At 47.5% G+C, this 13,725-nt stretch carries 13 protein-coding genes; 9 read left to right on the top strand and 4 right to left on the bottom strand.

What is annotated here, in order from left to right; genetic code table 11:
• Positions 1-3 precede the first annotated feature (3 nt).
• Positions 4-1,593, bottom strand: a complete 1,590-nt coding sequence (locus AELLOGFF_RS11045; RefSeq protein ID WP_159268795.1) for an alkaline phosphatase — start codon at positions 1,591-1,593, stop codon at positions 4-6.
• A 447-nt stretch (positions 1,594-2,040) separates the two neighbouring features.
• Between AELLOGFF_RS11045 and AELLOGFF_RS11040 the strand changes: the two genes are divergently transcribed.
• Positions 2,041-2,847, top strand: coding sequence for an amidohydrolase family protein (locus AELLOGFF_RS11040; protein WP_200842644.1), 807 nt, complete (start codon positions 2,041-2,043; stop codon positions 2,845-2,847).
• Positions 2,848-3,102: 255 nt separating this feature from the next.
• Here AELLOGFF_RS11040 and AELLOGFF_RS11035 read toward each other — a convergent pair whose 3' ends face one another.
• From AELLOGFF_RS11035 to AELLOGFF_RS11025, 3 genes are read right to left on the bottom strand one after another with little or no spacing between them, the layout of a single operon-like run.
• Positions 3,103-3,552 (bottom strand): DMT family transporter, encoded by a 450-nt coding sequence (locus AELLOGFF_RS11035; protein ID WP_159268793.1) that lies wholly within the window; start codon positions 3,550-3,552, stop codon positions 3,103-3,105.
• A 50-nt stretch (positions 3,553-3,602) separates the two neighbouring features.
• Positions 3,603-4,526 carry a glutathione S-transferase family protein gene (locus AELLOGFF_RS11030; protein WP_159268792.1) on the bottom strand — a complete coding sequence of 308 codons (924 nt, stop codon included), beginning with the start codon at positions 4,524-4,526 and terminating at the stop codon, positions 3,603-3,605.
• Positions 4,527-4,576: 50 nt separating this feature from the next.
• A complete protein-coding gene (locus AELLOGFF_RS11025) occupies positions 4,577-6,034 on the bottom strand; it encodes a flavin-containing monooxygenase (protein ID WP_159268791.1) in 1,458 nt (485 codons plus the stop codon).
• Between the two features lie 472 nt (positions 6,035-6,506).
• Between AELLOGFF_RS11025 and AELLOGFF_RS11020 the strand changes: the two genes are divergently transcribed.
• The 8 genes from AELLOGFF_RS11020 (at position 6,507) to AELLOGFF_RS10985 (ending at position 13,723) form a co-directional block, all read left to right on the top strand.
• Positions 6,507-7,199 carry an energy transducer TonB gene (locus tag AELLOGFF_RS11020; protein ID WP_235035666.1) on the top strand — a complete coding sequence of 231 codons (693 nt, stop codon included), beginning with the start codon at positions 6,507-6,509 and terminating at the stop codon, positions 7,197-7,199.
• A gap of 78 nt (positions 7,200-7,277) precedes the next feature.
• Complete coding sequence (locus AELLOGFF_RS11015) at positions 7,278-8,012, top strand: MotA/TolQ/ExbB proton channel family protein (RefSeq protein ID WP_159268790.1); 735 nt, start codon at positions 7,278-7,280, stop codon at positions 8,010-8,012.
• Between the two features lies 1 nt (position 8,013).
• Positions 8,014-8,430, top strand: coding sequence for an ExbD/TolR family protein (locus AELLOGFF_RS11010; RefSeq protein ID WP_159268789.1), 417 nt, complete (start codon positions 8,014-8,016; stop codon positions 8,428-8,430).
• Between the two features lie 55 nt (positions 8,431-8,485).
• Complete coding sequence (locus AELLOGFF_RS11005; protein ID WP_235035665.1) at positions 8,486-9,106, top strand: PepSY-associated TM helix domain-containing protein; 621 nt, start codon at positions 8,486-8,488, stop codon at positions 9,104-9,106.
• 70 nt (positions 9,107-9,176) lie between these two features.
• A complete protein-coding gene (locus tag AELLOGFF_RS11000; protein WP_159268788.1) occupies positions 9,177-9,683 on the top strand; it encodes a DUF2271 domain-containing protein in 507 nt (168 codons plus the stop codon).
• Between the two features lie 60 nt (positions 9,684-9,743).
• Positions 9,744-10,568 carry a DUF4198 domain-containing protein gene (locus AELLOGFF_RS10995; RefSeq protein WP_235035664.1) on the top strand — a complete coding sequence of 275 codons (825 nt, stop codon included), beginning with the start codon at positions 9,744-9,746 and terminating at the stop codon, positions 10,566-10,568.
• Positions 10,569-10,593: 25 nt separating this feature from the next.
• Positions 10,594-12,156, top strand: a complete 1,563-nt coding sequence (locus AELLOGFF_RS10990) for a flavodoxin domain-containing protein (protein WP_159268787.1) — start codon at positions 10,594-10,596, stop codon at positions 12,154-12,156.
• Between the two features lie 211 nt (positions 12,157-12,367).
• Positions 12,368-13,723 (top strand): efflux RND transporter periplasmic adaptor subunit, encoded by a 1,356-nt coding sequence (locus AELLOGFF_RS10985; protein ID WP_159268786.1) that lies wholly within the window; start codon positions 12,368-12,370, stop codon positions 13,721-13,723.
• Positions 13,724-13,725: the final 2 nt, after the last annotated feature.

The following is a 13,725-nucleotide window of genomic DNA, read 5'->3' as shown; positions in this document are numbered from 1 at the left end:
TCCTTATTCGCCTGTCAGCAGATCGAGGGCTTGATTAATCATGTGGAACACCATGTTTTGCTCAACAACGCCGCGAGCAAATTGTGATCCAGGGCCTTGAGCGTGAATGCTGATATCTTCACCGGCATGGGTTTCTGAGCCGAGCGGTATAGTTGCTTCTTGGTGGAAACCAGTGGCTTCAGTGTCTATGCTACTTAAGTCTGCACGTCCTGCTTGATTGCCTTGCGAGTATACCGCGTCAGCGTCAGTTTCTGTTCCCAAGTGATGGAATCCAAGCCCATTGGTATAGCCAACAGTGGTGTACGGCATACCATCTGCTGCAGTGGTAGGTAGTGTTTCACCAACATTAACAACTTTACCCAAGATTGGATTACCCCGCTTTGGATAGCCTGCTATGGTAAACACATGGCTGTGGTCCGCAGTCACCATAATTAATGTTTCATCAGGGTCTGTGGCGTCGATAGCAGCTTGTACTGCATTTGAGAGTTCAATTGTATCGCTGAGAGCACCGTAAGCGCTGCCCGCGTGGTGAGCGTGGTCAATTCGACCAGATTCAACAACGAGCAAGTACCCATTGTTATTGTTATCAAGAATGTCGATGGCCTTAGCGGTCATCTCGGTTAGCGACGGCTCGCCGGCAACATCATTTCCGCGGTCTGCTTCATATTGCATGTGTGACTCATTAAACAAGCCAAACAACTTGCTTGTACTGCTCGCATCGATAGCATCAAAGCCATCCTTATCGATTACGTACTCACCAGCGGGGTAACGCGTCTTCCATTCAGCCGTTAAGTCGCGGCTGTCAGTACGATCACCCTCTACAGAGCTGACAGCATCATTGCTATTAAACGCGGCATCTTTGGGTAGAAAGCTACGACGTCCGCCACCCATGACAACGTCTAAACCGTCAACATCAGCGTCGGCGATACGGGCTTCTAAGTTGGTTTCAAAATTCACTAATTGCGAGGCAATATCTTCACAACCGGCTTCTTTGGCTGCGGTGGGCATATCGCCATCGTCTTCCCAGTTGCGGTCAGCAGCTTTTGCATAGGCAGCGGCAGGGGTTGCATGAGTAATTCGGGCTGTAGATATAATGCCAGTGGCTAGGCCTTTTAGCTCTGCCAGCTCAATGGCCGTAATCAATTCGTTGCCGCTCACGGTATTGCAGTCGCCGCGCTCAATGTCCTCAGTTACACCCAGTACACCGGCGTCACTTTTAACACCAGACATCATGGCAGTCATTGTTCCGGCTGAATCCGGTGTTTGCGCATCGACGTTATAGGTTTTTACCAAGGCAGTATGAGGAAAGGTTTCAAAACTTAAATATCCTTCTTCACCGAGTGCCCCCGCTTGTTGACCCTGTAAAATACGTGCAGCGGTCAGGGTTGTTACGCCCATACCGTCGCCAACAAAAAGAATGACATTTTTGGCTTTTTCTGGGGTGGCGGCAGCATTTGCTTTTGCTGAGGTAGTCGCAGCAGCATCTGTATACCAAGGGTCGCTAGATTGATTTGCAGGCACGACGGCTGCAGCGGCATGAGTCGCGATTGTAAAGGGTAATACCCCTGACAATATGGCGTGTTTAATACGCATTTGAAGGCTCCTGGTCTGGAAAATGATTTTTCCTATATTAGGTATCTAGAACTTGGGGCAAAGAGAGAATCTAGAAAAGTGGTTAAGTAACCACTTTCGAAATGAAGACTAGAGGCTGACGTTTACAGTTTGATTACGGTTGTGTTGAGCTTTAAAGTCGAAAAGATGACACACCTTTTTGGCGCATGGTTTTTGGGTGCGTTTAACAAGGTATTAAATAAAAGTGAGAGAATGATTTTGTACATTTCAGGTTCTTAGCATCCTCGCTGTCAAATCCTTCAAATACTAGGCGTTGAACATCCGGTTGCTCCAGCAAGACAAAAGCCATTTTCACCACAGGCATAAGGTGTGATTTATAATGGAACGGGTTTATGATCTAGAAGCGGGAACGAAGAAAATATAAAAAGACCTCCCTAATATAATGTTATTCCCCATCGGAGAATTTTGATGATAGTTGACGCTTGGGCGCAACATCCCACCTTGAAGCATGCGCAAGATCCAATCTTTGAGTCATTGCGAAGATGGACGAAGATGCCTATTCCAACAGTTGAACTCCCAGTTCAAGTGACTCTCTATCAAATGGATCAAGCCGGTGTTGATCGAAGTTTGATTTCAGCTTGGGTCGCTCCACGTAATATCATGATCTCCAATGATGAGGTCGCTGGTTTCGTCGCCGAGGCGCCCGATAGATTGGTGGGTGTGGGGTCGGTAGATATCTCAAAGCCAATGGAAGCAGTTCGGGAGATTCGACGTTGCGTTAATGAGCTTGGATTCAAGGCGATACGTGTTTTGCCTTGGCTTTGGGAAGTGCCTCCCACAGACCGTCGCTTCTATCCTGTTTACACAGCGTGCTGTGATCTTGGCATTCCGTTTTGTACGCAAATTGGTCATACCGGGCCACTTATGCCCTCTGAAGTCGGTAGGCCTATCTACTTGGATCAAGTTGCGTTGGACTTCCCAGAATTAGCCATCGTAGCGGGACACATTGGTTATCCCTGGACGGACGAAGCGATTGCGGTAGCGACAAAGCATGAGAATGTATATATCGACACTTCTGCATACACTGTCAAAAGATATCCGCCAGCCTTGATCGAGTTCATGCGCGGCCATGGTCGTAGCAAAGTCCTATTTGGCACTAACTACCCGATGATCATGCCCAGCAAAGCATTAGAAGAACTGGATGAACTGGAATTAGGGGAGGATGCGCAGCGGCTTTTTCTAAGTGGTAACGCATGTCGTATTTTCAAACTTTAGTTAGTGCGGTAAGGCCCAACTTAGGTGTTGGGCGGCAATAATAATGAAGTGATTGTCGGAAGGTCAAAATGCATTTCCTATTACGTTGCGGCTTCACATTTATTGCAAAGCCGCTCATGCTGGCAGCGTTATTTGTTTAGCTCAGTAGTGATACTGTAATTGGCAATAAGCATGAAATCATAATGTGTTGTACCAACAATACGATGTTCGTGGTTAAACCCCAGTTTTTATTTAATATCTTGCGTGAGTACTGGCTTATTTTTTATTAAGCACCAAGAAAACACCAGTTGCCATGAGCACTAAACCAGCGAGCCGATATATATCTAACTTAAAGGTTGTGGCGCCAAATAGACCGAAGTGATCAATGACGGTCATGGCAATTAATTGGCCGAGTAGTACAAAGGCAACCGCGTTTGAAATTCCAAAATGCGGGGCAACCCAGGTGATACTAAGAATATAAAACATGACAAAAAAACCGCCGCCGTAAAAATACCAAGCTGTATTTTCAAAGTGGCGCATTGACGGAATACCGTCTGTCACTAATAGGTAGCTTAGGGCGACGAGCAGACCGACGGTAAATAAGATGACCGCGGCCAGAGCGGGGCTGTTTAATTTTGCACCCAGTACGCCATTAAGTGACGCCATAATGGGGATTCCCAATCCAGCCAAAAGCATGAGAATCGCATAGGAAATGCTGCTGTGCATGGGCTTCGTCCCTTATTAAATAGAATCAACACACTGGGATTTTACCGAGACTATTGCGGAGTGAGGGAATAGCCGTGACGCGGGAAGTGGACATGCAGTTTGCCCAGTTCAGATGTGTCCCGCATGACAATAATACGCTCATCTGTCATGGCCACCAGTGTTCCCGAGACAGGTAATACTCCGTAGTCAGAGGGGGCAATATTGACGCGCTTGCCAATCTCTACAGGGAGATCCTGTGCACTATTTGGCAAAGCCCGAGGCTCAGCATTTCGCGCTGTGGAGAAGGCGTCTTCTGCACTAATTTCTGTGCGAATACCATGGCCTATCTCGCTGACACGTTTATACCATGCGGTGACCTTGGGGCCGGCACTTAAAGGGCGATGTTGGCACAGGGAGTGAAGCCAAAGTGGGTGAAAGACCGTGGCGTCGGCGATAGTGGCGTGTTCGCCGCCAAGCCATGATTGGTTTGCTAGTTGTGATTCTATGCTATCGAGTAAAGTATCTAATAAAAGAGCGGCTCTTTTTCTGGAAGGAGGTCTAGCGGTGCCGCCTTTCATTAGTCCACTTCTATCTTTTACAAAACGGTAGGTGTCGACCGGCCCCAGTAATTTGATCATTGTGCTGAGTAGGCGCATGGGAGGGATTGCGGTAATGGCAGCAAAAAAGCCCTCTTTTTCTGCGTGAGCCATTAGCGCTTGAATGGGCTCGTCTAAAGAAAGTGGATTGAGCGCAGCGCAGTGAGTCATTTTTTCTATTTCTTGAGAAATAATATGTGAGTCACAGAAAATGTCTGCGCCTATCTGGGCGACGGGAATTCTGCGGTAGCCTCCGGTAAGTAGGTCTAGGTTTGGGCGAGGTGGTTGGGCTGATGTGAGTAACGACTGCCAGTGAATATTAGCTATCCCACATAATAATCTGATTTTTTCAGCGTAGGGTGACATATCGTAGTGATGTAGAATGAGCGTGTTATTCATTGCTGTTTTACCTTGTCGTAAAAATAATTGTTGGTGATATTGCCGAGTGCTTAGGTTTCTTGTTGGTACTCTTTAAACGCAACAGTCTTCATTTCTTGGCCGAAGCGCCAAGTGGTATAAGGCCAGTTATTGGTGATCTTTCCCGAATCATTTTTATACCAGCTGCCGCAATCTTCTCCCCAAACCGTTTCAGATAAAGCATCTTGTAGGCGTTTGTTGAATGCGGCTTGTGCGCTGGCGTGGGGCTGTAAGCTGCGAAGCTCGTTATCGAAAGTGTGTTTAATACACTGGGCAATATAGCGGCTCTGTTTTTCTACCATATAAATAATAGAGCTATGACCTAGGTTGGTGTTGGGACCATACAACATATAAAAATTGGGGAATCCGTTTAGCGCAACGCCACGATGCGCTTCGGCACCTTGCTGCCAGGCTTGGTTGAGCTCAATACCATTTTCTCCGTGAACACGAAGAGGGACTAAAAATTCGGTAGCTCGGAACCCCGTGGCGTAAAGAATGACATCAACAGGGCGACTAATTTTATCGTCACTGATAACACCAGAGGCATTAAGCCCACTTATCGGTGAGGTCACCATATCGATGGCGTCACTGTTTAATGCTTGGTAGAAATCGTCACTTACCAGTACGCGTTTGCAGCCGAGTGGATAGTCTGGGGTCATTACATCGCGTAGCGCTTGCTTGTGAATCGTAGAGCGCAAATTGCGTTTTGCCAGCCATTTGATCAGTTTGCTGCGAAGCGAGCCAGACAACATCGCACCATAGAAGAGGCCTTCCTGCCGTAAATAATAATATAGGCGTACTAATTTTTGCGTCCATGGCAGCGTGTGAAAGAGATATTTTTCAGTGGCGCTGTATTCACGATCTCCGCGGGAGAGGATGTAATTTGCACTGCGCTGATAAACGTATAGCTTTTTGGCCTGCTGAGCGACATGAGGGATTAACTGAATAGCACTGGCGGCGCTGCCAATAACGGCAACGTGTTTGCCGCGAAGATCAATATCATGGTTCCAGCGCGCAGAGTGAAAGCTAACCCCTTTAAATTCGTTCGCGTCTTGGAGCTCGGGGGTGTTTGGTTTATTTAATTGACCAAGGCCAGAAACAACAATACGGCTGAGTAATTGCTCGCCATTCGCGAGGGTGACAAGCCATTTACCATTTTCTTGCTGGTAGTCAGCGCTAATTACTTCACTATTGAAACGAATGTGAGGCATTAGATCGTATTTATTAGCGCAGTGTTGAAAGTAGTGTTGTATTTCTACTTGAGGTGAATAAATCCTGCTCCAATTGGGATTGGCTTCAAACGAAAAGCTGTAAAGTGCTGATGGTACGTCACAGCACGCCCCTGGGTAGCTGTTGTCAAACCATGTGCCGCCGACATCACTATTTTTTTCGATGATCTCAAGTTTGTTTACCCCTCTTTTTTTGAGCTCAATCGCCATGCACAAGCCTGACATTCCTGCGCCTAAAATAATTACATCCAATTCTTTCATTTATGTCTCACTTTCTTCTTATTAAATGGCCTTGCTTCGCATTCAATTAGTTGAACATATACGGAGTTAAGCGCTTATTTGTTCATTTCTATGCTTTTTCTCGGCTTGTTTGATGTGGCACTACTATAGAGAGCATAAATCCTGAGTCAGCAAAAATACACTGAATATAGCTTTTGATTTTGTCGTGTAGATGATGGATTGAAGGTTTTTCTGGGTGTTACCTAGCCTTTATGAAATAAATTTTATTCCTATTTAGTCTTTGATAATCATTATCATTTAATGTAATCTTTCGCTTTTAAACTTTGTGCTGTTGGGCAGTGTACTTTTCTGGGTCAGCTTGGTGATAGTGGAATAGGGAAATAAAGGCTGTGGCGCGACAATTAGCAGGAAGGGCGTACAGCTCAAGATCTCGGATGTGTATTGTTGATGTTGGTTTACTTGTGATGAAATCCGAGCATATAAGGTTTGCCCTGTGAAAAAAGGCAAGGAATCTTATTGGGGCTTGCTGTTGGTGCTGCTTATACATGGCGGAGCCATTGCCGCAGTGGTATGGGCGCCGTCACCCAAAAGTAAAACTGTGGTCATGCCAAGCATTCAAGGGGTTTTGATTCCTGCGCCTCCAGCCGAAGCTGTGCAGATACCAAGCGCGAGAAAGACACCACCGCCGCAGAAAGAGATCGAGCGGCCAAAGCCGAAACCAAAACCGAAGCCGAAGCCAAAACCCAAGCCAAAACCAAAATTGCCTCCGCCTCCCAAGGCGCCTCCCTCTGAAACGGCGATAAGCCCTGAGGAAGTGGTCGAGGAGGAGGTTGAGCCACCACCGCCATCACCAAAAACGGCGCGGGTATCGGAAAAAGACAACAAAGCGTTGGGGGCACCGATTACGCCGCCAAGACATGACGCTAATCCGCTAAATAATCCGGCGCCAGCGTATCCGAGTATTTCTCGGAAGTTAAAAGAAGAGGGTGTTGTGATTTTGGAACTGCTTATTTTGCCCAATGGCAAAGTGGGCGAAGTCAGAATTAAGAAGTCCAGCGGTTTTGACCGTTTGGATAAGACGGCGATTAAGGCGGTTAAGCGCTGGCGGTATTTGCCTGCTAAACGAGGCGATCAAGCGATTCCCTATTGGTATTTGCAGCCATTAGAGTTCTCGCTTAATCAGTAAACATTGTCGATTTATTAGAAACACATTATTTGTCTTCGATAAACATTTGAACATAGTTACTTGTAGGAAGTTGATTTTATGGAAAATCCCTATGGCGTAGAAGCGCTCTGGACGCAGGGCGATACCGTTATAAAGGTAGTGGCAATGATGTTGTTAGCCATGTCTATAGCATCGTGGTATGTCATTGTTATTCGCTCCTGGCGTTTGTTTAAGTTGCGCAAACCGACCCGTGCTTTGGCCGATTTCTGGCATGCTCAAAGTTTTGCTGAAGGCTTGCATTTACTTGGGCCTCAGCAGGACAACCCATTTCGGCATTTAGCTGAAGAAGGTCAGTCTGGCCTAGATCACCATGTCAATCACAAAGCTGATTTGCACGGACATTTGCCTTTAGGTGATTGGCTTACCGCTTGCTTGAAGGGCTCCATAGATGAAAGTGCTGAGGGCTTGCAGCGTGGCTTAGCGGTATTGGCCTCAGTGGGTTCTACCGCGCCGTTTATTGGTTTGTTTGGTACGGTTTGGGGGATTTATCACGCCTTGGTTAATATCGGTGTTTCCGGTCAAGCGGGGATTGATAAAGTTGCCGGACCAGTGGGTGAAGCCTTGATTATGACGGCATTTGGTTTGGCCGTGGCGATTCCTGCGGTGTTGGGATACAACACCTTGGCGCGTGGTAATAAGGCGATTATCAGCAAGCTGCATCGCTTTGCACATCAATTGCACGCTTACTTGATTACCGGTGCAGCGCCAGCGAATCGCAGTACAGATAGTGTCAGTCATTTTGTAAAACCACAGCAAAACCGCGAGGTAGTCTGAGATGGCTTTTGGTGGCGGTTTAGATGATGACAATAGCGAGGTAATGAGCGAAATCAATATGACGCCGCTGGTCGATGTCATGCTGGTTCTTCTTATTATTTTTATTATTACAGTGCCTGTTATCACTAACTCGGTGAAGGTTGATTTACCGCGTGCCAGTAACACCCCTAATGACATCAAGCCCGATACCGTTACGCTGTCTATCACTGCTGAAGGTCTTATCCACTGGGATAAAACTGAGCTAACCATGGAAGACTTGGAGCAACGCTTACTAGCTGCTGCTGCCAAGCCTGTACAACCTGAGGTGCATATTCGTGGCGATCGCAGTGCGAGTTATGAGCATGTATTAAAGGTAATGGCTGCGGTACAGCAATCAGGTATTTTAAAGCTTGGCTTTGTTACCGAGCCAGAGAGTTAACATTAATGGCATCTAGCAGTTGCGATATTAATTTGTCGTATAGAGTGTGTGCATCATGGGTTTAGCGACAATGAAAGGGCGCTGGTATTTGGGTTCTTTACGACAGTGGCATTGGATTAGTTCTGCAGTCTGTTTAGTGGGAATGCTGTTGTTTGCGGTAACGGGCATCACCTTAAATAACGCGTCAATTATTCCCGCAACACCATATGTTGTTTCTGTCGAGGCAGTTCTGCCTACGCAAGTGTTGTCTGAAATTGAAGTGCCAGATAATGAAATGGCGCCGTTGAGTGCGGAGCTTCGCACCTGGCTCGAACGAGAGTTGGACTTGTATATTCCTGGTTCACGTCGCGGTGAATGGAGTGACGATGAGGTTTATGTGGCGCTGCCAAGGCCCGGTGGTGATGCATGGTTTAGTTTGGATTTAGACAGCGGTGATATTTTATACGAGCGCACCACAAGAGGCTGGGTTGCCTACTTGAATGATCTTCACAAAGGCCGCGATACCGGAACGGTATGGAGTTGGTTTTTGGATGTGTTTGCGGTGGCTTGCGTGGTGTTTTGTGTGTCGGGCTTGTTGTTATTACAGCGTCACGCGGCTAGTCGACCAACGACATGGCCAATTGTTGGCTTGGGCTTGGTGATTCCCCTGCTCTTGATCCTTTTGTTTGTACATTAAGACATATTTTGAGACGGACATTGTCGAAGACTTCGTCGACGGTAAACGTAAATAGAGGATGGAAGTTCACATGATCAAAAAAATGACGGCAATAACCTTATTAGGTCTTGCGTTTGCTGGTAGTAGCCATGCGGAGGAGATTGCGTTGTCGGTTGAGGTGCCACAGATAGATGTTGCCGAATACCATCGGCCCTATGTTGCTATGTGGCTTCAGAATGTAGATAGCGGCGATATCACCAATATTAAAGTGTGGTATCAAATTAAAGAAAGTGATGAAAAAGGCGAGCAGTGGCTAAAGGATATGCGTCAGTGGTGGCGTCGTAGCGGTCGAAGCTTAGATATGCCCGTTGACGGCATCAGTGGCGCCACCAAGAAACCAGGCGTCCACACTGTGGATATGACTAACTTGAAAAATCTTGCGGCTGGCAGCTACAAATTAAATGTTGAAGCTGTACGGGAAGTAGGTGGTCGTGAAATGTTGAAAATTCCTTTCACATGGCCAGTTACTTCGGCGCAATCATTAGAGGCGCAGGGTGAGACAGAGCTGGGCAAAATTGTACTTCAGTTAAAGCCATAACGGGTTTATTGGTCGCGGTGCCTTAGGGTCGTGACATGTCTATGTATTTGGGAGAAATAAATGATGAAATCTAAACTACCTTTACTTGCTTTATTAGCGATATCTCTGCCTATGGCGGCCAATGCCCATCGTGCATGGGTGCTGCCGGCAGCAACCGTATTGTCAGGTGAGAAAGCTTGGGTCACGTTTGATGCGGCAGTCTCGAACGATATTTTTTACACAGATCACGCACCGATGCGTCTTAAAGGCATGAAGGCTATTGGACCTGACGGTAAAGCGGTAGAAATGCAAAACCCTCATACCGGTAAGTATCGCAGTAGCTTTGATCTGGAGTTGGTTAAAGAAGGGACTTACAAGGTCTTTAGTGCGAGCAGCGGTTTGCGTGCACGCTGGGAAACTGAAGATGGTAAACGTGGTTCGTGGCCTCGCCGCGGTGAGTCACCGGCGCCAAGTGAGTTTGAAAAAGCGGTGCCAAAAAACGCAAAAAATCTTCAAGTGAGTCAAACATCGCGGCGCATGGAAACCTTCGTCACCGCTGGCCAGCCGAATAAAACCGTGTTTGATTTGAAAAAAGTGGGTTTAGAAATGCAGCCTATCACTCATCCTAATGACTTGTTTTCGGGAGAGGAGGCGGAGTTTCGTTTTTATATTGATGGCGAACCTGCCGTTGGTGTTGAGATCACCGTAATTCCTGACGGTTCGCGTTACCGCAACAGCCCTAATGAAATTAAAGTGCTTAGCGATAAGGGTGGCGTGGCAACAATCATATGGCCTTCAGCAGGTAGATATTGGTTAGAGGCTGAATACCAAGATGACAAGGCGGCTGCGCCGGCAACTACGCGTCAAGGTGGTTATTCAGCAACGCTAGAAGTCTTACCTCAGTAAGGTAGTGCTAAGGTAATTTATTGCAATGGCAATGTGGGAGCGTGTAATTTGGGTCTTGCTTGTTTCAGGCCTGTATTTAATGTTGTGCGCTTACTGCATGTGGCGATGGCGGCGGCATCACCATCGCAGTGATGGCGATAATGCCTTTGCTGATACCTCTGCATCGGTATTGGTAGCATACGCCAGTCAGAGCGGTTCGGCGCTGGCCTTAGCGACATCAAGTGCCAAGGCTTTGCAGAGTGCTGGACCGGTACGAGTATTGCCACTAGACCGTGTTGACGGTGATGTATTGGCCGAAACTCAACATGCTTTTTTTGTTGCCAGTACCTACGGTGAAGGCGAGCCGCCAGATAATGGCAATCGCTTTGCGCAGAAATATTTTAAAAAACAATCTGCGCAGTTTTCACATCTCAAATTTGCTGTGCTTGCCTTGGGTGACAGTGCGTATCAACACTTCTGTGCCTTTGGTCATATGTTGCATTCAGGTATGGCAGATCATGGTGCTATAGCTGCGTTTGACACTTTAGAGTTGGACGGTAGCAATGCTGGCACACAATCTGAAATCATGCAGCGCTGGTATCGCCAGTTAGCTCATTTTGGTGATGACGAGACATCGATATCAGAGTTCATACCCGCCGTGGCAGAATATCAGTCATGGCGACTGGATTATCGGAAAGTGGTGAATAGTGGTAGCCCAGGGGAGCCCTTGGTGTACCTGAGCTTGTTGCCGCCTACTAATCAAAATGAACTTGCTGAGCAGTGGCAGGCGGGTGATATCGCTGAAATTATTCCCTTTAATAGCGTAAAGCGCTGCGGTGAAGTGGCGGCGCAGCTAGGGTTTGACCTTAATGCTGAGCTTGAGTTGGATGGTGAGCGTATTACCTTAGGGGCTGAATTGGCCCGTAGGGATTTAGCAAAAATAGCGCGCGCTGACGTGGCCAACTTAGCACTAGAAGGCTTGGCAGGCTGGCTTGCTCAGCTTCCACTGCTGATTAAACGAGAATATTCCATTGCCTCTGTTCCCCACTGCGGCAGCTTAGATCTATTGGTGCGGGTTCAGTGTACCGATGGCGTGCCGGGCGTGGCGTCAAATTGCTTGGGTAGGCATTTGGCAGTTGGCGATACTGTGTCGCTACATATACGCAGCAATCCGCTCTTTCACTCGCCTACCGTGTCTAGGCCATTAATATTGATTGGTAATGGCTCTGGCTTTGCTGGCTTGCGGGCTCATCTACAAGAGCGCGTACATGCTGGATGTAAAAATAATTGGCTGATATACGGTGAGCGCAGCCCAGATGCCGACCGTATCTTTAGTCATGAACTCAATGAGTGGCAAAATAAAGGGTATTTACCCCACATCGATTTAACGTTTTCACGCTGTTCTCGTCAGCCTGCTTACGTACAAGATGCTATTCTGGCGAATGCTGATGAGCTTAAAGCGTGGTTGGCGATGGGGGCGGCGATCTATGTTTGTGGTAGTCGTAATGGTATGGCCGAGAGTGTTGATCAGCAGCTTCGTGCGCTGATGGGTAACAATGCGATTGACGACTTGAGCCGCAGCGGTTTATATCGCCGAGATGTGTATTAAAGGCGTGTATCTCGAGCTTCATAGCTAACTTTTCTTTATCAAAAATATTAAGTGACAAAACAAGGTGTTTTTTTGTCACCTAGTCATTTACATTTGTTGCTGATATCGCGAAGGATTTCTTCCTGAGCTGTGTTTAACTCTAAATACTAAATTTAAATGCTCAGTCTATATGGTCATTTTTGTACTGCAGCGTCCGCAATGGTTTTAATAAATGAATAATTCCCCGCGTTTGAGTGGTGCCCAGAAGGCTTTAATCTGGGCTGTAATTGCACTGATATTTATTGCTGGCATTTGGTATGTGCTGATTCGTACACCGCCTTCGGCGGCACCCACCATGCGGCGAGGCTTTGGTGGTATGACGTCATCTGTCAGTGTCGTTCCCGTGCAAAAGGGTGGCCTAGAGGTGCAGATTCGCTCAATAGGTACGGTGACTCCTTTGAATACCGTTATTGTTCGCAGCCGTGTTGGTGGTGTATTAAACAAAATTGCGTTTACGGAAGGGGCTGAAGTCGCCAAGGGTGATTTATTAGCAATCATAGACCCCGATCCTTACCGAGCTCAGCTTGATCAAGCGCTGGGACAGTTGCAACAAAATCAGGCGCAGCTCGAAAATGCAGAAGTAGACTTAAAGCTCTACCAAGGTCTTTATGAGGAAGACTCAATTGCGCGTCAGCAGCTCGACAGTCAAGCCGCGCTGGTGCGTGAATTACAAGGCGCCAATAAATCGCAGCAAGCCTTAGTGGATGACGCGCGTTTAGAGTTGTCATGGACACGCATTGAGGCTCCTATCGCCGGCCGGCTTGGTTTACGGCAAGTTGATGCTGGTAATTTAATCACGGCCAATGACACGGATGGTCTTGTCACAATAACCCAAACCAAGCCCATTGCGGTGTTGTTTACCGTGCCAGAGGTAGAGGTTTCAGCCTTGGTTAAAGCTTTTAATGGCGGTGAGCCTCTGCGTGTAGAAGCCTTAAATCGCAATGAGCAAACCGTGATTGCCACCGGCAAATTAGTCACCCTAGATAATCAAATTGACACCACAACCGGCACCTTGCGGGTGAGGGCGGTATTTGAAAACGCGGACAACGAACTATTCCCCAATCAATTTGTGAATGTTCGTCTGCGCCTTACTAGCATTGACGATGTTTTAACGGTTCCTGCTGATGCTGTTCAACATGGCTCGCAGGGTAGTTATGTTTATGTAATAGAAGACAGCAAAGCCTATATTCGCCAAGTTACCACGGGTATTGTCGATAGTGATCGGGTTGCCATTACTGACGGCCTGCAACCCGGAGAGCGGATAGTATTAGAGGGCTTGGATCGCTTGCGTGATGGTCGAACAGTCATAGTAGAAGGTGATGAGCCTGTAGCCATGCCCGCACAACAGGAGCGCTCGGGTCGTCCAGAAAGACCTGGTGGGGGAATGCGAGAGGGCAATCGCGGTGAAGGTGGGCCACGAGACGGCATGCCAAAACGTGAAGGCGGTGGAAAAGGCATGAAGGGCGGCGAGGGTGGTCAATCGCGTCCTAGTAGAGATGGTGGTCCTTCAACTTCACCGGCTAATTAGGC

It is taken from the genome of Zhongshania aliphaticivorans (assembly GCF_902705875.1).
GTDB classification, from domain to species: domain Bacteria; phylum Pseudomonadota; class Gammaproteobacteria; order Pseudomonadales; family Spongiibacteraceae; genus Spongiibacter; species Spongiibacter aliphaticivorans_A.
The sequence above is the reverse complement of the archived record's forward strand: the minus strand, read 5'-3'. Positions and strand labels throughout refer to the sequence as shown.